Origin of the sequence: Microvirga thermotolerans, assembly GCF_009363855.1 — a bacterium.
In the GTDB taxonomy this organism is placed as follows: domain Bacteria; phylum Pseudomonadota; class Alphaproteobacteria; order Rhizobiales; family Beijerinckiaceae; genus Microvirga; species Microvirga thermotolerans.
Map to the genome: position 1 here is coordinate 20,722 of NZ_CP045423.1, position 25,861 is coordinate 46,582.

Consider the following 25,861-nt stretch of genomic DNA (forward strand, 5'->3'; position numbering starts at 1 on the left):
CGCCGACGAAGCCGCTCCGGATCGATACACCAGAGCCGCGCCCTAGCAGGCGCGGCTTCACCCATTCTGAGATAGCGCCGCCTCGTCATCCGGCACGTTGCGGTCGAGCTCCTCCAGCCAGACACTCGATCCCGCATCTGAAGGGGCGCGCCAATCGCCCCGCGGGGACAGGGAGCCGCCGGACGAGATCTTTGGGCCGTTCGGCATCGCCGTGCGCTTGAACTGGCTGGTGATGAACCGCCCCAGGAAGACCCGCAGCCATCGCTTGATCTCGCCAAGGTCGTAGGCCCGATGCGAGCTCGGCGGGAGGTTCGGCGGCCAGGTGCCGGCTTCCGCATCTCTCCAGGCATGCCACGAAAGGTACGCGATCTTCGACGGGCGGAACCCATAGCGCGTGAGGTAGTACAGGTTGAAGTCCTGCAACGCGTAGGGACCAATCATGGCCTCCGTCGACTGGATCTGCCCCGAGGCATCCTGCGGCACCAGCTCCGGCGAGATCTCGGTCGCCAGGATTGCGTGCAGGATGCCGGCGGTCGTCTCATCGACGTCGCCCGAGGCGGCCACGAACCGGATCAGGTGCTGGATCAGCGTCTTCGAGACCGATGCATTGACGTTGTAGTGGGACATCTGGTCCCCGACGCCGTACGTGCACCAGCCCAGTCCCAGCTCGGACAGGTCGCCGGTCCCCACGACGATGCCCCGGTTGTGGTTGGCGAGCCGGAACAGGTAGTCGGTGCGCAGGCCCGCCTGCACGTTCTCGAACGTGACGTCGTAGACGGGCTGCCCCTCGGCGAAAGGATGCCCCATGTCGGAGAGCATCTGCCGGGCGACCGGGCGGATGTCGATCTCGGATGCAGTGACCCCGAGCGCCCGCATCAGGGCCCAGGCGTTGCCCTTGGTGCCCTCGCTGGTCGCGAAGCCCGGCAGGGTATAGGCGAGGATGTTGGTTCGCGGCAGGCCAAGCTTGTCCATGGCGCGGCAGCACACGAGAAGAGCCTGCGTCGAGTCGAGGCCGCCGGACACGCCGATGACGACCTTCTCGGTGCGGGTCGCTTGCAGGCGCTTCGCGAGCCCTTGGACCTGGATGTTGTACGCCTCGTAGCAGTTGTCGGCCAGCTTGCTCGGATCCGACGGGACATACGGGAAACGCTCGACGGGCCGCCGGAGCGCGAGGGGCTCCTCCGGTGCGTCGACGGACAGGGGAATGACCCGGAAGTCGGCCGGCGTGACCCCCAACACGTCGCCGCAATCGCGGAAGGTGACGCGCCGCATCCGTTCCTGGCGCAGGCGCCCGAGGTCCACGTCGGCCACAGCCATGGTGGAATTGGCAGGAAAGCGTTCGGTCTCGGCCAGGCGCAGGCCGTCCTCGAAGATGCCGCCATGACCGTCCCAGGCGAGATCGGTCGTGGACTCGCCGGGGCCCGCCGCCGAATAGGCATAGGCCGCGACGCAGCGCATCGACTGGGAGCCGCACAGCAGGCGCCGGTCCTCGGCCTTGCCGATGGTGATGTTACTGGCTGAAAGGTTGAGCAGGATTTCCGCCCCGGCGAGCGCCGCCGCCGTGCTCGGCGGATGGGGCACCCACATGTCCTCGCAGATCTCGACATGAAAGGTGAACGGGCAACTGCCCGCCGACCGGAACAGGAGGTCGATCCCCAAAGGAACCTCGCCCCCTGCGATGGTGATGGTCTGGCCGCGGACCTCCGCCCCAGGGGCGAAGTAACGTCGCTCGTAGAATTCCCGGTAGTTGGGCAGGTAGGCCTTCGGCACGACGCCGAGGATGCGTCCGGCATGGATCACAATCGCCGCGTTATAGAGGCGGCCTCTGGAGCGGAGAGGCGCTCCGACCACGAAGGCCGGGAGCAGGTCGGCGCTGTCGGCTACGACGCGGCCAATCGCATCCTCGACGGCTTCGAGCAGGGCGTCCTGATGGAAGAGATCGTCAATCGAGTAAGCGGACAGTCCGAGCTCCGGGAACACCATGAGGGCGATGCGCTCCTGATGGCCTTGGCGCAACAACTCCAGGGTACGCTCGGCATTGAAGCTTGGATTGGCCACATCCATCCTTGGGACACAGGTCGCGATGCGGACGAAGTCGTGGCGGTAGGGTGAGAAGAAAGAGATCATCCCGTGTTCCAGAGGTTCAGTCTCGCGATCCAAGTGCCGCCAGGCAACGAACCCATTGCGGCCCCTGCCCCTCGCGGGTTGCTTCGGGCAGCATCTAGTTAGCGCGGCCAGGGCTGACGGGAACAGCAGTCAGGGCAAGCCGAGCCGCGCTGGAGCGCCTGACGAGCAGGTCGGCGCCGCTCGTTGCCGGTGTCTAACGTAGCGGGATGACCTCGCGGAATTTGCCCCCGGGTGATTGTTCCGGCGGCTCCTTCGCACGCTCGATCCGCACGTGCGTCGCGCCATTCGCCGTCAACAGACGCATCAGTTCGGCGTGCAGAACCTGCCAGACCCGATCAGCATCCGCTTCAGCAGCATACCGGAGGCGGACGCGGAGATTGGCGGGGGCAGTCTGAACGACCTGAAAGGCCTGGATCCCCGACACCCGAGCCGCCAAGGCACCGAACGCGAGGGGAGCCACTGTGACCGAATGGCCGTCGGTGCTCGGGAATGTCAAGACATCGGCGGCACGTCCTTGGACCCGAATGGCCGGAAGCGGGTTCCCGCACGGACAGGGATCCGGCCTCTGCAGTACGCTGTCGCCGAGATCGTAGCGGAGGATCGGCTGCACCTTGTTGGCGAGGTTGCTCACCAGCACGGTGTGGGACGGCTCGCCTGGCGGCACGGGCCGATGGTCCGCATCGACAGGCTCCAACACGACCCAATCGCTGTTGACGTGCAGCCAGCCATGCTCGCAACCGTAGCTCAGGAACGGGCATTCGGTTGCGGCATAGGAGTTGCCGACCTTGGTGCCGAACGTCCGTGCGATGCGGTCATACTCGTCCAGTGGCAACCCCTCCGCCGAAAGCGCCACCAGGGCCGGCTTGATGTTGAGGCGGCCTGCCTCCTGTTCGCTGGCCAGGAGCGCCGCCATGCTGGCGTATGGGGCAACAACAACCGGACGGAAGCGGTTGAGTTGTGCGACCAGTTCCGGGATCGGGGTGTGCACCGACAGGACCTGAACGGCCCGACCCGGCCGACCCTTCTGCAGGCGAGCCGCGGCGACCGCGGACGCGAAGTGTCCGCCGGTTGCCATCACCATCGCCGTGCGCCCGCCACCCGCCATGATCCGGAGGACGTCCCTGAAGCTGAGCCAATCTCTCAGCATCCGCAGCGCCATGGCGCTCGTCACCGCCAAGCTCCGGTCATCGATCAGGAACACCCCGCGTGTTCCAGTGGTTCCGGAGGTGGTGGCGACGAGATACCTGCCCATCAGCCGCTCGCCGACGAGTTCCACGTTCGAAACGAAGGCCCGCACTTGATCGCGGGTTACGCTTTGATCCGTCACCCAATCGTCGAACCGCTCCATCAACGCGCTCTTGCTGGTGACCGGCAGGCGGGCGGGATCGTCGACCCGATCAGGCAGGCGCCGATAAAGCTCACGATAATAAGGCGAATGGGTGCGGGCGAACACGACCATCTCGGCGAAGCGCGCCTGCTGCCGCTGCACAATGGACTTCCCGCCGCGCCTCCTGGCCCTATGGGCGTCCAGGATTAGACGAAGGATGCTCTCACTCATGATCGACCCGCCTGATATCCAGGGCAGGCTAAGTCCTCTAGCGGCTAGAGGGTCAATCCCCTCGGCAGGCCTCACGAGCAAGCTTGCGGCGCTCGTCCGTTATGGGCTCGTGACGACCGCTTGATGTCCAGTCTGATCCGCGTGCGAATTTGCCCCGATGACGCCGTGCCCCGTGGCGCGGCGCGCGGCTCCCGCTTGGTCCCTTCGGGCTCGCTCGTGGCGGCACCCTCCTCGCGGCGAGCATCCGCGTTCGCCCTGACGGGCGTGCGGCTCATCCCTGCCGCAGTCAACGAACTGCCGGGCGGGGTGCATGAGGCGGCGACCGCCTCTATTGGTTTGCCGTCATGGTTGGGGATGTACGGCCGCCGAGCGAGGCCCAGGCCATGCCCTCGTCGCCCTCACGCTTGATGTAGACGTAGCCGGTCTTGTGCCACGGCAGGATGGCGTTGCGCTTGTTGTCGAGGATGAAGTCACCCCGGTTGGTGCGCACCATCATGACCGCGTGTCCTGCGCCTTCCTCGTCGATGACCACGGTCATGCGCAGCGCCCGGCGTGGAAACCCGGCTTCGACAAGGAGTTTGCGCTTCACGAGCTGGTAGTCCTCGCAGTCGCCGGAGCCGTCCTCGGCGAAGTCCCAGCGGTCGTCGATGCCCCAGTGATCCTTGTCGGTCTTTGCCTTGATGTCGATATTCACCTGGCGGTTGATCCGGATGAGGGTCTGCCAGTCCTTCGCCGAGAGATCGATGGCGGCCGGCTCGGATGGGTCAACGGCGCACTCCGCCGGGTTCTGTTCGCAGAAGCGGATCCAGCCCATGATTGGCTTGGCAGCGCCAACCTTGGCAACGGGCTGGGTGACGGCCGGCAGGGCGGCCATGGATTGCGCCTGCACCGCGCCCCCCATTAGGGCGAGGCTCAAGGCAAAGGCAGAGAGGCAAAGCGTGTTTCTGGGAAACGGCCGACCGTTCAGAAGCCCAAAGAAAGGTTGCCGCATTGCCCCGCCGTGCCGTTAAGGTTTTGTTCATCAAACCTGACACAGCGAGATGGGCAATCTCAAGGCAGAAGTTAAACGAGAGTTAACAGGTCGCACCAGGTTTCGTTCCGAACCTTCATCACCCGTGGCCCGCACTTAATGCCGCAGCGGTGATCTCCAGACGCCCGCTGACGTCATCGAACGAGAGGGCGTAGTGCATGTCGGCGCTGTCCCGGTGCGCCTCGCCGACGCTGAGAGCGGCGTCCCCCAACTCCAGCAGGATCTCGCCGCGCTGGTCTGCCGCCATTCGGGGATCGTAGGCAACCATGGTAGCCCCGATCATTGTCAGGGTATCCTCAAGGAGGCGCTGCCCCGCCTCATCGTCGCCTTGGCGGAAGGTGGCCGCGATGGTGATCCGCTCTGTGGCGGGGCGGCCCACTGGGCTGGACACCTCGACCTCGACCTGGCGCGCCACGAACCGGCAGCGGGCTGGAGCGCACGCACTCTGCCGGACGCGCAGGTCGGAGCCGACCTGTTGCAGGGTCGGGTTGATCGTCTCGTCATACCGCTCGGGCGGGATATCGAAGGGATTGGCCGCGGCAGGGTATGCAAGCGTGGCGAAGAGCAGGGCAGCAGCAATTCTCATTGGACCCTCCGCGGGGCGCTGACGGGGATATGTCGTGGTCTGCCCCGTGCCGCATTGATCATCGTCGGCTCCGGCGGCACGTCCCTGCATCCTGGAAGCGGATTATCAGGATCCCTCAGACAGCAAACAGTTAACAGGCCGATGCGAAGAGGGATCAATTCACCCTGATCGATCCACCCAGGGACGCCGCGACCGTGCTCGCCACGTTGCGCCGGGATATTGCTGCGTAGCACTTCGTGCAAGGTACTGGTGCAGCTTCCGTGCGAGGGTCAGTGGATGTAACCTCGCTTGTGCTGTTCCAGTCAGGAGGGTGACATGCGGTCCGTCTCGCGCCTTTTTATCATGGCGACTGGCCTGCTCCTCACGTCCACGTTCGGTGCACAAGCCGATCCCATCATCTACTCCACCGGTGGTGTCGGAACCGATCTCCTCGCCCTTGATGTGAAGACCGGCGAAACAAAGGTGATCGGCAGCTTCGGCTATCCCGGCTCGGCCCCTCTCGCCTTTGGCGCGGACGGCAGACTCTACACCGTCACGGACTCGATGCGGCACGAGAACTCCAGGTCACAACTGGCAGTCGTTGACCCGAGCACAGGGAAGGCGACACCCATTGGCGAACCGCTTGAAAAGACCGTCCGCATCATGGCGCTCGGACCGGGGCCGGACGGAGGTCTGTACGCCAGCGGAGTGATGGAGAACCGCCTCTACCGGATCGATGCCCAAACCGGTGTGTTCACCGAAGTCGGCCCATTCCAGGGCGGCAGGGACGTGATGGACTTTGCCACCAACCCCAAGGATGGCGCGATGTACGCGACCACCACGACGTCCCTCTACCGTCTTGACCCGAAGTCCGCCGCCCTGACGGAGGTGACCCGCTACTCCAATGTGCCACCGAGCGTCATGGGGATCGTGTTCGACAGGGACGGTACGCTCTACGCCACCAACTACGGTGGGGAGAGCGCGCTCTACAGGATTGATCCGACCACCGGCAGAGGCGAGAAGGTCGCCGGCTTTCCGCAGCGCAACGTCCACTCGGCCGACATGACGCCGGGGCGCTAGCACTTACCGGAGGGAAGTGGCGAGCGATTTGTCACGTGCGCGTGAGGATGCCGCGCTTTTCAATTCGGGCTTCGTGTGAGAGGTTCGCGGCATGAAGCCATGGCTCGCCATCACACGTCTGCTCCCGATCCTCGCGGTCGTTGCCGTCGTGCTTGCCCCGTTCGCCGTCCCCGCGGCGGCGCGTGGGATGATCGCGCCCATAGCGGCGGCCGCCGCGACGACAGATCCGACCCGCGCGGCCTATGACATGGCGATGGCCGCGGTGCAGTGCTGCCCGCCGGCATGGCCATCCAAGTCCGAAGGCCCCAAGGCCTGTCCGCTTGCGGCCTTGTGTCATGCAACAATTCTCCAGGGCGTTTCGACTGCAAGTGTGATGCTGCGCTGGTTCAGCCCTGCACAGGCTCGGGTGCCCGGGGATGATGCCGCTCTGGAGACGCTGGCCCAGGCTCCGCCCTCCCGGCCCCCACAAGCCTAAGGACACCGCCGGCGCCAAGCGCCGGAAGCCGCGCGGCTGTCGCTGCGCGCCGACGCCGGCCATCTGTGTCATGGCCGCCGTCGACCCTGGGACACCCCAATAAAGCCGTCTCTGTGGGCCCGTCCTCTCGGCGGCGCTCCTTCGTGCAATTCCAGGACGGCCACGACACCTGATTGCAAATGTGATGATGCACCCCGACGAGGGGCGAAAGACACCAAAATGACGAAGCGATTTCTCGTTGCTCTCCTATCGGGCCTCGCCATCGGCAGCATGCCGCCTGCGATGGCCCAGGCCCCTGGAACCTATCGTGCCGGCGCCGTCGTGGTGGAGGCGCCCTGGTCCCGGGCAACGCCCGGCGGCGCCAAGGTCGCTGGCGGCTACATGCGGATCACCAACACGGGCTCGGAGCCTGACCGTCTCGTCGGCGGCTCCACCGTCGTGGCCGAACGCTTCGAGGTGCATCGGTCGACGGTCGTCGAGGGCGTCGCCCGCATGGAACCCGTCACCGGAGGCCTGGAGATCGCCCCGGGTCAGACGGTCGAGCTGAAGCCGGGCGGCCTGCACGCCATGCTCGTCAATCTGCGCCAGGGCCTGAAGCCAGGCGAGACGGTGAAGGGCATGCTCGTGTTCGAGAAGGCCGGGGTGCTCAAGATCGAATACCAGGTCGGCGGTATCGGCGCGCAGGCGGCCCCCGCCGCAGCCAACGCCCACCACAACCACTGAGGCAACGCGATGTCATCCACTCTCAGGATCGTACGGTGGGTCACGTGGGGACTGGTGGCCCTGGTCATCTTTGTCGGGACCGGGATCGCAATTGGCTGGCTCCGAACGGAGTGGCTCGGCCAGCGCCCGCCCACCGTCGTCACGACCACAGGCACGCCGGCCGTCGGCGGCCCGTTCTCATTGGTGAACCACCGCGGCGAGCGCGTCACGCAGGACACGTTCAAAGGCAAGCCGACAGCGTACTTCTTCGGCTTCACCCACTGCCCGGAGGTCTGCCCAACGACGCTGTTCGAGATGAGCCAGCATCTCAAGGACCTCGGGCCCGACGCCGACCGCCTCAACGTCGTGTTCGTGACGGTCGATCCGGAGCGGGACACCCCCGAGTTGCTAAAGACCTACATGGAGAGCTTCGATCCCCGGATCGTCGCGCTCACCGGTACCCCCGAGGAGATCGCGTCGGCCGCCAAGTCCTTCCGCATCGCCTACCGCAAGGTGCCGACCGAGGGCGGCAACTACACGATGGAGCACACCGCGTCGGTGATCGTGACCGATGCCAAGGGCGAGCTCGTGACCCTGATCGACTATCACGAGGAGGCGCCGTCGGCGCTCGCCAAATTCCGGCGGGCGATCCGGGAGGATAAGGCATGAACGGGTCACATCGCATGCTCGGCCATGCTCTGCCCCCAAAGGCGTCGGCGGTTCCATCGGATCAGGAGATCCCTGACAGCCGTCACGCGTGGGGGCGCCTGTTCGCCGCCTGGATGATCGCGCTTGCCGCAACCGCCGGGGCGCTGTTCATCGGGGAGGTCATGGGACAGACGCCGTGCCATCTGTGCTGGCACCAACGCGTGTTCATGTTCCCGCTCGCCGTCATCCTGGCGGTGGCGACGTTCCGCGAGGATGCCGACGTCTGGCGCTACGCCTTGCCCGTCGCCGCGCTCGGATGGCTCGTCGCTGCATTCCACTCGCTGCTGTACGCCGGGATCATCCCCGAGGCGATCAAGCCCTGCGGACAAGGTCTGTCCTGCTCCAGCGCCGACATGACCGTTCTGGGTCTGCCGCTCCCCTACCTGTCGCTCACAGCCTTCACGGGCATCGCCGTTCTTCTCCCGGCCAGCCGAAAGAGATCCAATGTCTAAACGCCTCCTCGTTGCCTTGACGGCCCTGGTCGTGGTCTTCGCCTTTGCCGGCGGTGCCTTCCTGTACGACCGAAACGGCAAGGCGTCCGTGCTTGCGGAAACGCGCATGGCCGAATCTCTCGTGCGGCCGCATTCGCCGGTCATCGGCCCACGGGAGGCCCCGGTCACCATCGTTGAGTTCTTCGATCCGATGTGCGAGGCCTGCCGGGCCTTCTATCCCATCGTCAAGCAGATCCTCGCCGACTTCCCGAAGGACGTGCGCCTGGTCCTGCGATACACACCTTTCCATGAGGGAGCCGACACCGCGGTCCGGATCCTGGAGACGGCGCGCACGCAAGGACGGTTCGAGCCGGTTCTCGAAGCTCTGATTGCCACCCAGCCGGAATGGGCCGCACATGGCGCTCCCGATCTGGACAAGGCCTGGGGCGTCGCCAAGGTCGCCGGCCTCCAAGTGCAACGCGCCCAGGACGAGGCTTCCTCGCCCGAGATCACCCGCGTCCTGGAGCAGGACATCGCCGACGTGAAGGCCAACAACGTGCGGCAGACGCCGACCTTCTTCGTCAACGGCAAGCCGCTGACCCATTTCGGCCCGCAGCAGCTCCGCGACCTGGTTCAACGCGAGGTCGAGCAGGCGCGGAAGGGGTCGTGACGCGCCCCATGCTCATGTGTCCCGTAAAACCCAACAGGCCGCCAAGGTATTGTGCGGCGGCCCCACGATAGATTGAAGGCTCAATGCTCAGCGTCTCCCTTCCGGCCGCCATGCTCGGCGGCCTCATCAGCTTCCTGAGCCCCTGCGTTCTGCCGCTGGTGCCGCCCTACCTGTCGTTTCTGGCAGGCACGACCTTCGACCGGCTGAACGCGGGCGACCGCGCGGTTCGCTGGCGGGCTCTCTTGGCCGCGCTTCTGTTCGTGGCCGGCTTCTCCACCGTCTTCGTGCTCCTGGGCGCCACCGCGTCCGCGCTCGGACAGGCGATCCGGCAATATCTCGACGTGCTGAGCACAGTCGCGGGCCTTGCCATCATCGTCATGGGCCTGCACTTCCTCGGCGTGTTCCGCATTGGGCTCTTCTACCGCGAGGCGCGCCTCAGCGTCGCCAAGCCGGTCGGGTTGTGGGGCGCTTATGTGATGGGCCTCGCCTTCGCTTTCGGCTGGACGCCTTGCATCGGCCCGGTGCTGGCGGCGATCCTCACCGTGGCGGGGTCGGAGCAGAGCGTTGCGCAGGGGGCCCTGCTGCTGGCCGCGTATTCGGCGGGCCTCGGCATTCCCTTTCTGCTCGCGGCTTTCGCCATGAAGCCTGTCGTGGCGCTCCTCAAGCGCATGCGCTCGCGCTTCGCGATGGTCGAGAAGGCCATGGGCGTGCTCCTCGTGCTGACCGGCATCGCCTTCCTGACCGGCTGGATCACCAACGTGGCGTTCTGGCTCCTGGAGACGTTCCCGGCCCTCGCGACGCTGGGCTGAGGCTCCGCACGCCGTCCGGGCGTGCGCTACAGGCCCGGTCCCTTGGCCGCGCCGAGGATCCTGCCCGGGTGGCCGTCCCGTGCCTTCTGCAGAAGGACGACGTATGCGTCGGCGTCCTTCGTCCGAACCGCCTCCAGCGGCATCTCGAAGCGGACGGTGGCGCCGGCCCAGGTCCCCAAGGGCAGTACGGCCCGCACGACATTCGTGTAGGTTTCCGTGCGGCCGGCATTCTCGCCGCGGTGGATGGCGACCTGGCTGTGCCGGCGGACCGGCAGCAACCAGGCCTCGGCCTCACCGGTGCCTTCCCCGACATCGACGATAACCAGGCCGTTCTCCTCCCGCACCCGGATGGCGACAGGAAGGGGCGTGGTCCCGGGCGCTGTCCGGTCGACCGCCTCCACGACCTGGTCCCGCGCCGACCCGACGCAGGACACCACGCCGTTGACGACCATCTCGGGCGTGTAGACCCGTTGGCCCCTGCGGGCTTTCGCGTATCCCTTCTGCCGGGCCGTGAACAGCGGATCGGCCTGGGTGTCCTTCCACCCCAGGTAGTCCCAATAGTTCACTGGCAGGCTCATCACGACGAGGCTTGGATCCCGTTTCCACTCCGCCATGAGTTCGTTCGCGGGCCGGCAGGCCGAGCAGCCTTGGCTGACGAAGAGTTCGAGGACAGCCCGCGGCTCAGGTGAGGCGACAGCCTGGCCCACAAGGAGGGCGCAGACAGCGGGGAAGAGGGCAGCCCAGGTTCTCAGAGGGTGTCGCATGCCCCTAACTCAACACGCCGTCCAGACGCCGAGGAAGTCACTTTCATTTGATCTCAGCCTGCCCGTGAAATTGATTGGCTGCGGCGGGCATGACGACGGCAGTGCCGGCCCGCAGCTCCTGATCGATGGCCGCGGCCGGGGCCACAGGAGCGTTACCCGAGCCGGCCCTGGCGGATGCATCTCCCCCGGAACCAGACCGCAGCCTCAGGGTTCATCTTGCAATTCGCATGGTGGTGTGCGATATCATTCCCATCAACGCCGTCGGTTTACCGGCGGCCCCCGGCGGGCCATGTCCCGCCGGTTTCTTTTTGTAATGGGCTGATCGCATGTCTACCCCCGAGCCAGCGCCGAAGCTGCGTTCGGCGCTCTACATCGACGGCTTCAATCTCTACCACGCGTTGGATGACTATCAGGAGCCCTGGCTCAAGTGGCTCGACCTGTGGGCCCTTGGCGAGGCGCTGATCAACAAGCGCCAGGAGGTGCTCCAGGCCGCGGTCTGGTGCACGGCCGAGTACTACGTGGACACTGAGAAGCGGGGCCGCCACCGCGCCTACAAGGCAGCCCTTCAATCCGCGGGCGTCACCATTGTGCTGGGACATTTCGTCGACGAGGACGTGCAGTGCCGGAAGTGCACGGGCACCTACAGGAAGAAGACCGAGAAGGAGGGTGACGTGAACGTCGCGATCCATCTGATCGGCGACGCTTTCCAGGACAAGTACGATAACTTCTATCTGCTGACCGCCGACTCGGATCAGGCGGCGACCGCCGCATACTTCAAGAAGGCATTTCCCGGAAAGCGGCTCATCCTCGTTGCGCCTCCGGGACGCGCCCATAGCAAGCTCACCTTGTCCTTCGTCTCCGGCAACAAATCCATCTGGAAAGAGACCATCGAAGCCTGCCTGTTCCCAGAAGTTGTCATGAAGGATGGCAAGCAGGTCGTGGGGCGTCCCTTGGCCTATGCTCCACCTCCTGGACCGGATCCGGCGACAGACGGTTGAGCCTTTCCTCCGCAGCGGGCTCACGCTTGACGATCCTGCGGGGTCGATTTTTCCGTACTGACCGGGAGTGGCATCTTGCACAGCTCAGACACCAGAAACGAAATCGAGGAAGGCTTTGTCTTCGCGCCAAAGTTCAACGCGGACGGGCTGCTTCCCGCAATCGCCACCGACGCGGAGACCGGGGCTGTCCTCATGCTGGCGTGGATGAACGCGGAGGCGTTAAAGCGAACCGTTGAGACCGGTGAGGCATGGTACTGGAGCCGGTCCCGCCAGGACCTCTGGCACAAGGGTGCGACCAGCGGCCAGATCCAGCACGTCCAAGAGCTACGGATTGACTGCGATCAGGATACAGTTTGGCTCAAGGTTCGGGTGGACGGCGATGGCGGCTGTTGCCACACCGGACGGACAAGCTGCTTTTATCGAATAATCGTGAACGGACCGGAGGGACCGGTTCTGCGCCGCACAGGCCGGCACCATCTCGACGGGGAGAGTCCAAGCCGGTAGCCATGGTGAAGCTTCCAAGCGGTAAGTGACCGACGCCTTACGTCTGCGTGCGGCACATCTTTGAGGCCCCAACGGCAAGCGGAGGTCCGTTGTCTCGCGAGGTCGTGATGGCACGGCACTTTCCATCCGTCCCCGAATCTGGGATTTTCGTTTCGTGAAACTCTGGCTCGCCATCACACGTCTGCTCTCGGTCCTCGCGATCTTGGCGCTCGTGCTTGCCCCGATCACCGCCCCCGCGGTGGCCGAGGGGATGGCTGCGCCCGTGGCAGCCGCGGATGCCGCCATGGACATGGCATCCACGGGCGATGACATGCCGTGCTGCCCGCCCGAGAAGCCGGTCATGCCGGACTGCCAGAAAGCCTGTCCGCTCGCGACCCTCTGTCTGGCCAAGATCGTCCAGGGCGTCATGCCCGTTAACGCCGTGCCGGCCCGGTTCAGCCTCGCCCGGGCACTCATCCCGGGGAATGACGCGAACCCGGACACGCTGGCACCGATCCCGCCTCCCCGACCTCCGCAAGCCTGAGATCAACCCCGGCCTCCAGGCCGAGTGACGCCGCGCGACCTTCGGTCCGCGGCGGGACAGGTCGCATCTGCGGCCCCAACTGATCTCAGGAGAACACAACCATGAAGTCGTCTACCCTTTCGCGCACCCTTGGGGCTGCGCTGCTGGGCCTTGCCCTCGTCGGTCCTGCCAAGGCCGACCCCAAGGACTATGAGTTCCAGCTCGTCCAGAAGGAGCTGAAGATGGGCGAGGCCGTCGTGGCGGCCCGCCTCGTCGACAAGCGCTCCGGCAAGCCCGTTCCGGACGCGGTGATCTTCGCCAAGCGCATCGACATGGCCCCGGACGGCATGCCGACGATGGACTCGCCCATCGAGCAGGTGGCGTCCACCGAGCCCGGCGTCTACCAGTTCAGGACCCGGCTGACGATGGCCGGCGGCTGGCAGCTCTCGCTCGGGGCCAAGGTCCAGGGCGAGGAGGGCACGGTCGAGAACAAGTTGGTCCTCAAGGCCAGCAAATGAGCCGGGCCGCATGGATGGCCGGAACCCTCGCCGCGCTTGCGGCGGGGGCAGGCGGTTATTGGGCCGGGCGCGATGGTCACGGGCTCGCGGCCGTGGATCTGCCGGCGCTGGTCTCGACGGTCCGGATGCACCTGGGCATGGAGCAGCCCCCCGCTCCTCCACCCTCCGCACCCGCGCCGGGCGCGAGCGGCCCGGTCATCTACTATCGCGATCCGGACGGGAAGCCGTTCTATTCGCTGGGGCCGAAGCGGACCGGGGACGGACGGGAGTACCGCCCGGTCCGCGCCAGCGAGGACGTGAGCTTCGAGGACAAGCCGGTGCAGGCTGCCGCGACACCTGGCCCAAACCGACAGAGCGACAGACGCGTGCTCTACTACCGCAACCCGATGGGGCTTCCCGACACCTCCCCGGTGCCGAAGAAGGACTCGATGGGGATGGACTACATCCCGGTCCACGAGGGCGAGGATGACGGGGCGACCATCACCGTCTCCCCAGGTAAGCTCCAGCGCACCGGCGTACGGTCCGAGGTGGTCGAGCGGCGCAGGCTGGATTTGCCGGTCCGCGCCCCAGGAACCCTTGAGGAGGACGAGCGCCGGATCTCGGTCGTGTCCGTGCGCTCCGAGTCGTTCATCGAGGCCGTCGAGAACGTCACGACGGGCGATCACGTGCGCAAGGGCCAGCCCCTGTTCCGGCTCTACTCGCCCGACATTGCCGCCGCGGCGGCGCAGTACCTCTCCGCGGTCGGCTTCGAGGGGGCACGGCGGCGCCTCGAAAACCTCGCCGTTCCGCCCGATGTCATCAGCGAGGTTGAGCGCACCCGCAAGGTGCCGCTGACGATCTCCTGGGCCGCCCCGCGCGACGGCGTCGTCATCGAGCGCAACGTCAGCGACGGCATGCGGGCCATGCCGGGGGACGTCCTGTTCCGCATCGTCGACCACTCGGCCCTGTGGGTGCTCGCCGACGTGACCGAACGCGACCTGGCCGGGATCCGGGAGGGCCAGACCGCCGCCGTGCGGGTCCGGGGCTTCCCCGGCCGCACGTTCACCGGGACCGTCACGCAAATCTATCCGCACCTGTCCATGGAGACCCGGACGGCCCGGGTCCGCATCGAGCTGTCCAATCCGGACGGGATGCTGCGCCCAGCGATGTACGCCGACGTGGAGTTCGCGACGGGATCGCAGGCGCCGGTCGTGGCCGTTCCGGACAGCGCCGTGATCGACACCGGCACCCGCCAGGTCGTGTTCCTCGACAAGGGCGAGGGACGCTTCGAGCCGCGCGAGATTAAGGCCGGCGTGCGGGGCTCCGGCTTCACCGAGGTCCGGGACGGGATCGCCGAAGGCGACCGGGTCGTCGTGTCGGCCAACTTCCTCATCGACGCCGAGAGCAACCTCAAGGCCGCCCTGCAGGGCATGGCTACATCGGAGGCGAAGCCATGATCGCCCGCCTGATCGCCTGGTCGGCCCGCAACCTGCTCCTGGTCCTCATCGGCGCGGCGTTCGCCGTCGCGGCGGGCGTCTACGCGCTCCGGACCCTGCCGCTCGACGCCATTCCCGACCTCTCGGACGTGCAGGTCATCGTGTACACCGAATACCCGGGCCAGGCGCCGCAGGTGGTCGAGGACCAAGTCACCTACCCGCTGACGACATCGATGCTGACCGTACCGAAATCCAAGGTGGTCCGCGGCTTCTCGTTCTTCGGGGTGTCGTTCGTCTACGTGATCTTCGAGGACGGCACGGATCCGTACTGGGCCCGCAGCCGGGTGCTCGAATACCTGAACGCCGCCTCCCGGCGCCTCCCGACGGGCGTGACCCCGAGCCTCGGGCCGGACGCGACGGGAGTCGGCTGGGTCTACCAGTACGCGGTCGTCGCCAAGGAGATGACCCTGGCGGAGCTGCGCTCGCTCCAGGACTGGGTCGTGCGCTACGCCGCGTCCAGGGCCGAGGGCGTCGCCGAGGTCGCGAGCGTCGGCGGCTTCGTGAAGCAGTACAACGTCGTTGTCGATCCCCGCCGCCTGCGGGCGCAGGGTATTTCGCTCCAGAAGCTCCGGGATGCGATCCGCACGAGCAACATGGACGTCGGCGGGCGCACGGTCGAACTCTCCGAGTTCGAGTTCATGGTCCGCGGCCGCGGCTACCTCAAAAGCATCCAGGACATCGAGGCCATCGTTCTGAAAACCGACGCGGGCGTTCCGGTCCGCGTCGGCGACGTCGCCCGGGTCGAGCTCGGCCCCGACGAGCGCCGCGGCATCACCGAGTTGAATGGCGAAGGCGAGGTCGCCAGCGGCATCGTCCTGCAGCGGTTCGGTGCCAACGCCCTGAACGTGATCGACAGCGTGAAGACCCGTCTGTCGGAGGTCGCCTCCAGCCTGCCGAAAGGCACCGAGATCGTGCCGGTTTACGACCGCTCGCAATTGATCAACGATGCCGTCACTACACTCAAGACGACGCTGATCGAGGAGAGCATCGTCGTCGCCCTCGTCTGCATCGTCTTCCTCCTGCACGTGCGGAGCGCGCTGGTCGCCATCCTGATGCTGCCCGTCGGCATCCTGATGGCGTTCGGGGCGATGAAGCTGATGGGGCTCGGCTCCAACATCATGAGCCTCGGCGGCATCGCCATCGCCATCGGCGCCATGATCGACGCGGCCATCGTGATGATCGAGAACGCCCACAAGCACCTGGAGCGCGCTCCCAAGGACAAGCCGCGGGTCGAGATCCTGATCGAGGCGGCGAGCGAGGTCGGGCCGGCGCTGTTCTTCAGCCTGCTGATCATCACGGTGTCGTTCCTGCCGATCTTCACGCTGGAGAACCAGGAGGGCCGCCTGTTCGGCCCGCTCGCCTTCACCAAGACATTCGCCATGGCGGCGGCAGCCGTTCTTTCGGTGACGTTGGTCCCGGCCCTGATGGTGATCTTCGTGCGCGGGCGCATTGTCCCGGAGCACCGCAACCCGGTGAACCGCTTCCTGATCTGGATCTATCGTCCCGTGATCAGGGGCGTGCTCAGAGCCAAGACGCTGACCATCCTGGTGGCGCTCGTGGCGCTGGCGGCCACCGTCTGGCCGGCCCGCCAGCTCGGCTCCGAGTTCATGCCGGATCTGGACGAGGGCACGCTGATGTACATGCCGACGACCCTGCCGGGGCTGTCGGTGACCAAGGCGGCGGAGCTTCTCGCCACGCAGGATCGGATCATCAAGTCGTTCCCGGAGGTCGCCTCCGTCTACGGCAAGGCGGGGCGTGCCCTGACGGCGACCGACCCGGCTCCGACCGAAATGTTCGAGACGATCATCAACCTGAAGCCCAAGAGCGCGTGGCGGCCGGGCGTCACCCTGGCAAGCCTGAAGGCCGAGATGGATCAGGCGCTTCAGTTCCCCGGGGTGTCGAATGCCTGGACGATGCCGATCCGGGCCCGCATCGACATGCTCTCGACCGGCATCCGGACACCGGTCGGCATCAAGGTGTTCGGATCGGATCTCGCGGAGATGGAGAAGGCGGCCCGCCAGGTGGAGGCTGTGGTCAAGGCGGTGCCTGGCACCACGAGCGCCTACGCCGAGCGCGTGATCGGAGGCTACTACCTCGACGTCGTGCCCGACCGGGTCGCGCTCGGCCGCTACGGCCTAACCGTCGGCGATGTGCAGGACGTGATCTCGACCGCGCTCGGCGGCGAGGTTGTCACGACCACGGTCGAGGGTCGGGAACGCTATGGCGTCACCATCCGCTACCCGCGCGACCTGCGCTCGAACCCGCAGGCCATCGCGGGCGAGGTGCAGGTCCCGCTGCCAGCGGGCGGCGCCGTGCCGCTCGGCGAGGTGGCGGAGGTGAAGCTCACCCGCGGCGCCACCTCGATCCGGACAGAGAACGGGCAGCTGGCGGTCTACATCTTCGTCGACATCGCCGGCCGTGACCTTGGGGGCTACGTCGCCGAGGCCCGGCAGGCGGTCGCCAACGAGGTGAAGTTCCCGGCGGGCACGTACGTCCAGTGGAGCGGCCAGTTCGAATATCTCGAACGGGCTGCGGCGCGCCTGAAGATCGTGGTGCCCGTCACGCTCCTCATCATCTTCCTGCTGCTGTATCTCAACTTCCGCCGGATCACCGAGACGCTGATCGTCATGCTGTCGCTGCCCTTCGCCCTGGTCGGGGGCGTGTGGATGATGTGGTGGCTCGGGTTCAACCTGTCGGTCGCGGTCGCCGTCGGCTTCATCGCTCTCGCGGGCGTCGCCGCCGAGACCGGGGTCGTGATGCTGATCTACCTCGATCACGCGCTGGAGCACCTGAAAGCCGAGCGCGCGGCTCAGGGCAGGCCATTCACCCGGGCGGACCTCTACGAGGCCATCATGGTCGGTGCGGTCGAGCGTGTCCGGCCTAAGATGATGACGGTGGTCGCGATCATGGCGGGTCTGCTGCCGATCCTGTGGAGCACCGGCACCGGATCGGAGGTCATGCAGCGCATTGCCGTGCCGATGATCGGGGGCATGATCTCTTCGACCTTGCTCACCCTGATCGTGATCCCGGCGATCTACGGCCTCGCCAAAGGGCGGGAACTGACGACGGAGGCAGCGGTCGCCGGCGCGACCATCGAGGCCGACACACAAGGGTTAAAGCATGCCGCGGAGTGATCACATGAGGAGGATGCCATGATGCACAAGATGATGGGCGGAGGAATGATGTGGGGCATGGGCCTGTTCGGCCTCCTGGCCCTCATCTTGGCGCTGCTCGCCGTCGCGGCCCTCGTCAAATACGTCTTCTTCCGGTGAAGGCCGACCGTTGCAACGACACGAATGAAGAGAACCAAGGAGAGCGCTATGAACAACGCATTCGCATGGACCCGGCGAGCCTTCATCGCCGGACTGGCAGGAGCGGCCGTTGCGCCGCCGCTCCGCGCTGCTGAGGGATTGCCGAAGGTGGTGGTCACCAAAGATCCGAACTGCGGCTGCTGCTCCGGGTGGGCGGACCACCTGAAGCAGGCGGGCTTCCCGGTCGAGATCATCGAAACCTCTGAGATGAACGTCGTCAAGACGCGCCTGGGCGTGCCGCGGGCGCTCGCGTCCTGCCACACCGGCGAGGTTGGCGGTTATGTGATCGAAGGGCACGTGCCCGCCCCATCGATCAAGCGACTGCTCGCCGAGAGACATCAGGCAGTTGGGCTGGCTGTTCCCGGGATGCCGGTCGGATCGCCTGGAATGGAGGTCGAAGGCATGGAGTCCGACACCTATGAGGTGATCCTGTTCGGACCGTCTGGCCAGCGCTCCTTCGCGCGCTACCGGGGCGGCCAGGAAGCCTGATCGCACCCGTGTCCGACAACACCCCGGCGTTGGGCGAGAGCGAAACAAGCCCCGCTTCGGCGGGGCTCCCTTCTTCGGGCATGTGCCGGGACCCGTGGTCAGATCATATCCGTGACGGTCGTGAGACCACCCGAAGCCAAGCGACAAGACCGACGTTCGGTATTGTGCCCTCCCAGCCACACCCAGGGCTTTTCCGCCGATCCTGTCAGTACATTGTCGACGGCAGCTTCACCGGTCGCATGCGCACGGATACCAGGGGGCAAACATAATGGGGCATGCCTGCACATGGCACGGGTACGAGTCGTCGAGATCCGCAATTTCCGATCCATCAAAGAACTCAGCTGGGTGCCTTCGGCGGGCATCAATTGCCTCGTCGGCCCCGGCGACAGCGGCAAGTCGACGATCCTTGATGCGCTGGACTTGTGCTTAGGCGCCCGGCGCAACGCCACCTTCACCGACGCCGACTTTCACAACCTGAACGTCGACGAACCCATCACCATCCTGGTCACCGTCGGCGAACTCGAAGACACGCAGAAGAATTTCGAGAGCTACGGGCTGTACCTCCGAGGGTTCAACAAGGACACAAGTGAGGTCGAGGATGAGCCTGCCGCCGGCCTAGAGACTGTGCTTACGATCAAGCTTGAGGTCCAAAGCGATCTGGAGCCGTCCTGGTGCCTTGTGTCGGACCGCGCCACCGCCCAAGGGCAATCACGCCTTCTGCCGTGGGCTGATCGCGTCAAGTTGGCACCAACGAGGATCGGAGCTGTCGCGCATCATAACCTGGGATGGCAGCGGGGCTCCGTTCTCAACCGTGTCTCGACCGAGCGCGCGGACGCGTCGTCGGCCTTGGCCAAGGCCGCACGGGATGCCCGCGCGGCCTTTGGCCAGGAAGCGGAAACACAACTTGGCTCCACGCTGGGGATCGTGGCCAATACAGCAAGAGAGCTCGGCATTCCGGTAGGGCCGTCCGTGAAGGCCATGCTTGACGCGCATTCCGTTTCATTTGTCGGCGGCACGATTTCGCTGCACGACGACGGTGGCGTACCGCTCCGTGGCCTTGGCATCGGCTCGACGCGCCTGCTCATCGCGGGGCTGCAGCGCAAGGCAGCCGAACGGTCAACGATCATCCTCGTGGACGAGCTTGAACACGGACTTGAGCCGCATCGGATCATCCGGTTCGTCAATTCCCTGGGCTCGAAGGAGCGCGAGCCGCCCCTGCAGGTCTTCGCGACGAGCCACTCGCCCGTCGCCTTGAGCGAACTCTCGGTGGATCAGCTCAATGTCGTCCGCCGGTCGGCCGTGCGACACCAAATCCTGCGGTCCAGCGCGGAGGACGACATTCAGGGGACGGTCCGATCCTATCCGGGAGCGTTCCTCGCGACCTCCATCTATGTTTGCGAGGGGGCAAGCGAAGTGGGGTTGCTGCGGGGCCTCGACCAGCACCTGGTGGCGGCGCGGGGCCAAACGTCCCTCTTTGCGTCGGGCGCGTTCCTCGTGGACATCGGCGGAGCCCAAAAGATCTACCGTGGGGCGGAGGCCTTCCGCAAGTTGGGCTACCGCGTCGCGGTCCTTCGGGACGACGATATCCAACCCACGCCGGAAGCCGAGCAAGCGTTCACGGCCGCAGGCGGGCAGCTCTTTGTGTGGCGGGGCGGCCGCACGACGGAGGACGAGCTCTTCCTCAGCCTCTCCGATGCGGGGGTGCGGAAGCTGGTGGCGTTGGCTGTCGACCTGCACGGGGATGATACGGTCGACAGCCATATCCGTTCCGCGGACAGGCGCTTCGCTCTGGCGTCGGTCGCAGGAGTGATCAGCACCGACCTGAGGATCACCCTCGGCAAAGCCGCGAAGGGCAAGAAATCGGCTTGGTTCAAATCCGTCACCGATATGGAGACGGTCGGGCGGGAGATCGTGGCGCCCGACCTGCCGCAGGCCGACGCAACCTTCGTCCAGACAATCGCATCACTGATCGGATGGGCTTCCCATGGCTGACGCGGACATCGATCTCCTCAGTGTCAGGCTGGGCTCCGTCACCGCCCCGGCTGGGTGCGGGAAGACGCAACTGATTGCGTCGACGCTGGCCCGGTGCGGGGATGACAAGCCGGTCTTGGTGCTCACACACACCAACGCTGGTGTGGCGGCGCTGCGGAGCAGGCTCGACCGTCTTGGCATCCCGGCCAAGCGGTACCGCCTGTCGACCATCGATGGCTGGTCGATGCGCCTGATCTCGACGTTCCCGGCCCGGAGCGCCATCGACCCGGCTGTTCTGATGCTCCAGAACCCCAGGAACGATTATCCCGCGATCCGCAACGCCGCCCATGCGCTGCTCGAAAGCGGCCATGTGAACGATGTGCTCGCGGCCACTTATTCCCGCATCATCGTGGACGAATATCAGGACTGCTCCGTCCCGCAGCATTGCATCGTCGGGCATGCGTCAACGGTGCTGCCGACGTGCGTCTTGGGTGATCCCTTGCAATCGATCTTCGGGTTCAAGGGTGTGCCCATGCCTGATTGGGACGAGCATGTCCGCGCGCACTTCCCCGAGATCGGGGTCCTGTCCGAGCCATGGCGCTGGATCCGCGCGGGCACGGAACACTTTGGGCGCTGGCTGCTCGACGTCAGAGAAAAGCTCCTGAACCGGGAACGGATCGACCTGCGGAACGCGCCGGCGGAGGTGACCTGGGTGCACCTCGACGGGACAGACGATGAAAAGCTGCGTCTGGCGGCCGCCCGAACCAAGGGGTTGTCCGCGGACGACCGGGTCCTGGTGATCGGCTACAGCACCAAGCCCGCCGCTCAGCAGGACATCGCGCGGCGGACGCCCGGAGCCCAGGCCATTGAGGCCGTGGACCTCAAGGATCTCACCCAGTTCGCCGGCAGGCTGAACCTCCATCATGCCGACGCCCTCGACATCGTGGCCACCTTCGCCCAGTCGGTCATGTCGAACGTCGGCGCGGCCGATTACATCCGACGGGTGGACTCCCTGCGCCGGGGAACGGCGCGCCTCGCGGCGAGCGCGGCGGAGCAGGCCGGCTTGAACTTCGTTGCCACCCCCTCATACAGCGGCGTGGCCGACGTGCTGGTGGAGATCGGCAAGACCCCAGGCGTGATCACCTATCGGTCCGGCATGCTGCGGGCGTGCCTCAAAGCCCTTCAAATGTGCCATGCCTCCGGCGGATCGCTTTCGTTCCACGACGCTGCCGTCCATGTCCGCGAGCAGAGCCGGCTCCTGGGTCGTGCGCTTCCCCGGCGCGCGGTTGGCAGCAATCTGCTGCTCAAGGGGCTGGAGGGCGAGGTCGCCGTGATCCTGGACGCGGATGAGCTCGATGCCCGTCACCTCTATGTGTCGATGACCCGGGGATCGACATCCCTTGTCATCTGTTCCCGGAGCCAAGTGCTCAACCCACATGTGAACTAACCTTGCCACACGCACTGCCCCTTCTGGCAGGGGGCTGGATCGTGAGCAGGCCCTGGGCTGGCCGGGCACGTGGCGCAAGGGCATGGATGATCCCGCGCTGGGATCGGCAGGTCCTCCTATGGCTCAGTGGCGTGCCCTCAGGGACCGTTGGCAAGCCGAAGGAGCGTGCCAAGGTCACAGCCGAAGTCGTCGAACTCCTCGTCGAGCACTCCCTCGATGGAATGGCCCAGGTCCATGACGTCGTGTGAGTGATCGACGTCATGGACCACCTCCCGGCGGGACCGTCCCGGCTGCCCGACCGGAGCGCGCGTTCTCGCGACGGACGCGACCGGCTGCGGTCGACGTGCGGGGGCGGTGGTTCCCCGAGCCGTCAGCGGTAACCCTTGAGGCACTTGGGGACGGTTCGCGTAGGAACCAGCGCCCGTGCTGGGTGAAGGAGCCCCGGGCGTGATGACCAAGGCACGGACGATGTTCTTCGCAGCAGATGGCATGGGTGATCCTCCTATGGTTTGAAGCGTCAGGCTTTGCAGGTTACGAGCGGCGCAGTGACGGCTTGGCATCGCGGAGGGTGAACGGAGGGGTACGCCGATGGAGTTCGCGCGCAATGGCCGTCCGGCGAGCAGGGCGGCTGGAACCAGCCGTCTGCCTTGACGCAGTTCGAGCCGACAGAAAGGGGTGCCGGCAATCCGTGTCAGGGCGGCGGGATGCTCCCCTTGCGGCGGGAACGGTGCGGTGGGTGTCCGACAGCCACTCGAACATGTCCGCGAGCGCTGACAGTTTCTCGCCAAGGCGGCGGTCCTCCAGGCTTGGACCGGGGTCCAGCATGTCGGCGAGCCCTGCCCTGTCGAGGCAATCGGCAAACGGATCGGCGGCCGCGGCTTCCAGGGCGGCGGCCAGCAGGACCCCATGCCGCAGAATGGAGGGCGCCGGCGATCCGCCCATCAGCGCCGCGGTGTCGGCCCGGCGCAGGAGAGGCATCGCGAGGGGAAGAACGCGGGTCGACTGGTGCCTCGTCGACACCGTGCGTTCCTCCGGGGCGTCTCCCATGGCATCCGCAACAGTGTGGTAGCCACAGGCAAGAAGCCAATGCGGCACCTCCCGGCCGGACGGGGAAGCGCTCCTGAGCCTGTGGACAGCCTTCTTCATCGCGGCGGTCCCCATGAAGGTAGCGCCACATGGCAGCACGGGCAGATGGCGGCAGGACGCCAGCAGCGGCGAGCGTATGAGATGCAGGGGAGCGGCCAGGATCAGATCGCCGTCCTCCTCCTCCACCTGGTCGAGCAGCCGTCGCAGATCGGCGGGCGGGCGGCTCCCTGCATCGACCCGCACGACCGGGATGGATGGCGCTGTCGAGGGAGCACTCAGTCCGGTGGCACCGGGGTGCGTGAACTGGACCAGCGTCGCCCACCTGTCGACGGTGGCAAGGCCGCGGGCGGTCAGCAGCGCCGCATGGGATGCGGATGTATCGTCCGCGAAGAACGCAACGATCATGGTACCTCTCCAGCCCCCTGGTGCGCTGGTTCGCCCTCTTGTGTCGGGTCGATGTCCCAGTGCGTCTGGTGCAGGCACGCCCTTTTCGAGCGTGTAAGAATTATATCATTGATATATCTCTAGTGACTAGAGGGTCAGGCGAACAGCGTCGCCGCTTGGTTACCAAGAGGTTGCCGCCGGGTCCGAGCACCCCGGGTTTGCCGGCGCCGAAGCGCTGCGAGGCCCCGGGCCGGTGGGACAGGCGTCACAGGTGTTGCGGCAACGGCCGGAGCGGCAACAAGCATCGGGGACGGACGATCCGACGACTGCCAGCGGTCGAGAAACTCGCCCAGGTGCGGGCGTTCCGCCCTCCCCGCCTCCAGGCAGCCGACGAGACTTTCCATGCTGGCGTTGTGCCCGGCCGCATCGATCCGCCCGGTGAGGAATGCCCAGCGAACGTACAGGGCATAGAGGTTCAGCACGTCCCCTTCGCAATAGGCCCTGACCTGCTCGATGTCACCCCGCTCGACCATGGCCTCGACCTCGGAGCCGTGACCGCCGATCTTGCCGGGCAGGCCCATCGCGAGGGCCGCCTCGTCCAGGCCCATCCGCGCGCTCGCGCCATAGTCGGAGAGCACCTCCATCAGGTCGCAGTGCCAGTCGGGCGCAAAACGCTGGGCGTAGTTGTTCCACCGGTTGCCGCGCTGGCTCCAGGCCTCGGCGGTGATGCCGTGGATCAGGGAGCGCAGCTGCAGGACGGCGACGTCAAACGCCCGTCCGTTCCAGGTCACCATCCGCATGTTCCGCTGCGCGAAGTGGCGCCAGAACGCGGTGAGGATGCGCCGCTCGTCCCAGTCGGCGCGTCCGCCCGAGCGGCAGCACTCGACGATGTAGCGCTCACGGTCGGTGCTTTCGTCGCGCTCGATCCGTGCTTCCACGAACGAGATCGCAACGACGCGGTGCCAGATCGGTTTCGGAAACTTGTCGGCGGGCCAGTCCGCGGGAATGAGATCGCGGTCCGGAACGGTTTCAATGTCGAGGCAGATCAGGCGGTCGTGCTGCATCGTGGACTCCATGGTGAAGGACAGCGGTGTCAGGGGTGACGAAGTGGCCGTTGAAGGAAAGGCGACCGGGCAGGTGCAGGTGGGGCGAGCGGCTCAGACCTCGACAATGAACCCAGGGCTGGGAGCGTCGGTGTGCCCGGTGCCACCGGGATTGCTCACGACACGGGTTTTTCCGACCCTGTAGTCGGCGGCATCCGCCACGTGTCCGTGGACCCACAGCGCGGGAGCGCCCCAGCTCCGCATGATCGGCTCCAGATCGGACGCATGGGCTGTGGGCAGCCAGCGCTCCGTGGAGCACCAGCCGATCCAGTCGTCGGGAAGGGAGCGCCGGGATGGGGCGTGATGGGTCAGCACGACGGCCCGGTCGCCCGGTCGCACGCCGGTGATCATCGACACCGGGGACGGGCGAATGCCGTGCTCCTGGCAGACAATGCTGCCGAGGACGTCTTCGATGTAGGCACGTGACCGCGCGTGCGCGCCGGCGGCCACGTGCGGTGACCAAGACCGTTGTTGCGTCAGGATGATGCGCTGACAATCTGGCCACGAGCCGCGCGCAAAGCCACGTGCAACGGTGGCCCGGTCGGCGCCATTGAGGCCCCAATCGGTCCACAGCGTTGCACCGACGACGTGCACGCCCCGTCCCTGCCTGTCGACGAGGCTGGCGGTTTCGTCCGAGAGCAGCGTGATGCCAGTGTTGCGCGCGAACTCGCGGCCGCGGGCCAAGGTCTCGGCCATCGGGCGCCCGTTCCAGTACTCCTCGTTGCCCGGGACCATGATGATGGGGTGATCGCGGCAACGGCTGCGCAAGGAGCGGTCGACCCACCGCAGCGCCTCCTCCAGATCCGAGGCCACGCCGCCCGCGATCAGGACCGCATCGCAGTCCGGCAGATGGTCCGACAGCGTGAAGGGCGGGAGGCGTCCGTCATCAACGTGCAGGTCGGACATGATCCAGAACCGCATGCCGTGGCCTGGTTCGATCTTGGGACCCGCGGGTGCCGACCTGGCGGCCGAGCGCCCGCGGGAGGCGTCGTGGGTGGGCCGGCGCAGGGGAGCGGCCGGCGTGCCGGGAGTGGGTTTCGGGATCGGAGGAATGGTTCTTGGCTTCGGCGTGGTCCGAGGTGCGTCAGTCATTCTCGCGAGGTCTCTGCCATTGGGCTTTGGGCCGCAGGAGTTCAGCCGGTCGGGATCAAGGG

24 protein-coding genes are annotated in these 25,861 nt (G+C 66.3%); 16 read left to right on the forward strand and 8 right to left on the reverse strand.

The window, feature by feature from the left end; translation table 11 throughout:
- Positions 1-57 precede the first annotated feature (57 nt).
- From GDR74_RS00090 to GDR74_RS00105, 4 genes are all read right to left on the reverse strand, one after another.
- Entirely contained in the window at positions 58-2,127 is a 2,070-nt protein-coding gene (locus tag GDR74_RS00090; RefSeq protein WP_152584386.1) for an NAD(+) synthase, read from the reverse strand.
- Between the two features lie 193 nt (positions 2,128-2,320).
- A complete protein-coding gene (locus tag GDR74_RS00095) occupies positions 2,321-3,685 on the reverse strand; it encodes a phenylacetate--CoA ligase family protein (protein WP_152584387.1) in 1,365 nt (454 codons plus the stop codon).
- 328 nt (positions 3,686-4,013) lie between these two features.
- Positions 4,014-4,676 (reverse strand): transglutaminase-like cysteine peptidase, encoded by a 663-nt coding sequence (locus tag GDR74_RS00100; protein ID WP_152584388.1) that lies wholly within the window; start codon positions 4,674-4,676, stop codon positions 4,014-4,016.
- Positions 4,677-4,794: 118 nt separating this feature from the next.
- Complete coding sequence (locus tag GDR74_RS00105; RefSeq protein WP_152584389.1) at positions 4,795-5,301, reverse strand: hypothetical protein; 507 nt, start codon at positions 5,299-5,301, stop codon at positions 4,795-4,797.
- A 315-nt stretch (positions 5,302-5,616) separates the two neighbouring features.
- On the opposite strand from GDR74_RS00105, the gene GDR74_RS00110 reads away from it, so the two are divergent.
- The 7 genes from GDR74_RS00110 to GDR74_RS00140 all read left to right on the forward strand — a co-directional run bounded on the left by GDR74_RS00110 (position 5,617) and on the right by GDR74_RS00140 (position 10,155).
- Positions 5,617-6,360, forward strand: coding sequence for a Vgb family protein (locus GDR74_RS00110; RefSeq protein WP_152584390.1), 744 nt, complete (start codon positions 5,617-5,619; stop codon positions 6,358-6,360).
- 91 nt (positions 6,361-6,451) lie between these two features.
- Positions 6,452-6,835 (forward strand): hypothetical protein, encoded by a 384-nt coding sequence (locus tag GDR74_RS00115; protein ID WP_152584391.1) that lies wholly within the window; start codon positions 6,452-6,454, stop codon positions 6,833-6,835.
- A 219-nt stretch (positions 6,836-7,054) separates the two neighbouring features.
- Entirely contained in the window at positions 7,055-7,558 is a 504-nt protein-coding gene (locus tag GDR74_RS00120; RefSeq protein ID WP_152584392.1) for a copper chaperone PCu(A)C, read from the forward strand.
- Positions 7,559-7,567: 9 nt separating this feature from the next.
- On the forward strand, positions 7,568-8,206 hold the full coding sequence (locus GDR74_RS00125; RefSeq protein WP_152584393.1) for an SCO family protein: 639 nt from the start codon (positions 7,568-7,570) through the stop codon (positions 8,204-8,206).
- Entirely contained in the window at positions 8,203-8,697 is a 495-nt protein-coding gene (locus GDR74_RS00130; RefSeq protein ID WP_246179805.1) for a disulfide bond formation protein B, read from the forward strand. The genes GDR74_RS00125 and GDR74_RS00130 overlap by 4 nt, the downstream gene beginning before the upstream one ends.
- Positions 8,690-9,346 carry a DsbA family protein gene (locus GDR74_RS00135; RefSeq protein ID WP_152584394.1) on the forward strand — a complete coding sequence of 219 codons (657 nt, stop codon included), beginning with the start codon at positions 8,690-8,692 and terminating at the stop codon, positions 9,344-9,346. The genes GDR74_RS00130 and GDR74_RS00135 overlap by 8 nt, the downstream gene beginning before the upstream one ends.
- Before the next feature lie 83 nt (positions 9,347-9,429).
- Complete coding sequence (locus GDR74_RS00140; protein ID WP_152584395.1) at positions 9,430-10,155, forward strand: cytochrome c biogenesis CcdA family protein; 726 nt, start codon at positions 9,430-9,432, stop codon at positions 10,153-10,155.
- A gap of 26 nt (positions 10,156-10,181) precedes the next feature.
- Here the strand turns inward: GDR74_RS00140 and GDR74_RS00145 are convergent, their stop codons facing one another.
- Positions 10,182-10,919 carry a DUF1223 domain-containing protein gene (locus GDR74_RS00145; protein ID WP_152584396.1) on the reverse strand — a complete coding sequence of 246 codons (738 nt, stop codon included), beginning with the start codon at positions 10,917-10,919 and terminating at the stop codon, positions 10,182-10,184.
- 326 nt (positions 10,920-11,245) lie between these two features.
- Here GDR74_RS00145 and GDR74_RS00150 point away from each other — a divergent pair, with 326 nt between their 5' ends.
- The 9 genes from GDR74_RS00150 (at position 11,246) to GDR74_RS00190 (ending at position 22,134) form a co-directional block, all read left to right on the forward strand.
- Positions 11,246-11,917 carry an NYN domain-containing protein gene (locus GDR74_RS00150; RefSeq protein WP_152584397.1) on the forward strand — a complete coding sequence of 224 codons (672 nt, stop codon included), beginning with the start codon at positions 11,246-11,248 and terminating at the stop codon, positions 11,915-11,917.
- 57 nt (positions 11,918-11,974) lie between these two features.
- Complete coding sequence (gene hisI / locus GDR74_RS00155; RefSeq protein ID WP_425486963.1) at positions 11,975-12,421, forward strand: phosphoribosyl-AMP cyclohydrolase; 447 nt, start codon at positions 11,975-11,977, stop codon at positions 12,419-12,421.
- 154 nt (positions 12,422-12,575) lie between these two features.
- The gene (locus GDR74_RS00160; protein ID WP_152584399.1) at positions 12,576-12,944 is read left to right on the forward strand and encodes a hypothetical protein; all 369 of its coding nucleotides are present in this window, start codon (positions 12,576-12,578) and stop codon (positions 12,942-12,944) included.
- 101 nt (positions 12,945-13,045) lie between these two features.
- Positions 13,046-13,441 (forward strand): FixH family protein, encoded by a 396-nt coding sequence (locus tag GDR74_RS00165; protein WP_152584400.1) that lies wholly within the window; start codon positions 13,046-13,048, stop codon positions 13,439-13,441.
- Complete coding sequence (locus GDR74_RS00170; RefSeq protein WP_152584401.1) at positions 13,438-14,877, forward strand: efflux RND transporter periplasmic adaptor subunit; 1,440 nt, start codon at positions 13,438-13,440, stop codon at positions 14,875-14,877. Before GDR74_RS00165 ends, GDR74_RS00170 begins: the two co-directional genes overlap by 4 nt.
- The gene (locus GDR74_RS00175) at positions 14,874-18,050 is read left to right on the forward strand and encodes an efflux RND transporter permease subunit (RefSeq protein WP_152584402.1); all 3,177 of its coding nucleotides are present in this window, start codon (positions 14,874-14,876) and stop codon (positions 18,048-18,050) included. The genes GDR74_RS00170 and GDR74_RS00175 overlap by 4 nt, the downstream gene beginning before the upstream one ends.
- Positions 18,051-18,236: 186 nt before the next feature.
- Positions 18,237-18,716, forward strand: a complete 480-nt coding sequence (locus GDR74_RS00180) for a DUF411 domain-containing protein (protein ID WP_152584403.1) — start codon at positions 18,237-18,239, stop codon at positions 18,714-18,716.
- A 285-nt stretch (positions 18,717-19,001) separates the two neighbouring features.
- Positions 19,002-20,708 carry an ATP-dependent nuclease gene (locus GDR74_RS00185; protein ID WP_152584404.1) on the forward strand — a complete coding sequence of 569 codons (1,707 nt, stop codon included), beginning with the start codon at positions 19,002-19,004 and terminating at the stop codon, positions 20,706-20,708.
- Entirely contained in the window at positions 20,701-22,134 is a 1,434-nt protein-coding gene (locus GDR74_RS00190) for a UvrD-helicase domain-containing protein (RefSeq protein WP_152584405.1), read from the forward strand. The genes GDR74_RS00185 and GDR74_RS00190 overlap by 8 nt, the downstream gene beginning before the upstream one ends.
- Before the next feature lie 531 nt (positions 22,135-22,665).
- On the opposite strand, the gene GDR74_RS00195 is transcribed toward GDR74_RS00190, so the two are convergent.
- The 3 genes from GDR74_RS00195 to GDR74_RS00205 all read right to left on the reverse strand — a co-directional run bounded on the left by GDR74_RS00195 (position 22,666) and on the right by GDR74_RS00205 (position 25,613).
- Positions 22,666-23,625, reverse strand: coding sequence for a hypothetical protein (locus GDR74_RS00195; RefSeq protein ID WP_152584406.1), 960 nt, complete (start codon positions 23,623-23,625; stop codon positions 22,666-22,668).
- A gap of 134 nt (positions 23,626-23,759) precedes the next feature.
- Complete coding sequence (locus GDR74_RS00200; protein WP_246179807.1) at positions 23,760-24,668, reverse strand: 3'-5' exonuclease; 909 nt, start codon at positions 24,666-24,668, stop codon at positions 23,760-23,762.
- Between the two features lie 93 nt (positions 24,669-24,761).
- Positions 24,762-25,613 carry a metallophosphoesterase family protein gene (locus GDR74_RS00205; protein WP_152584408.1) on the reverse strand — a complete coding sequence of 284 codons (852 nt, stop codon included), beginning with the start codon at positions 25,611-25,613 and terminating at the stop codon, positions 24,762-24,764.
- Between the last annotated feature and the right edge of the window lie 248 nt (positions 25,614-25,861).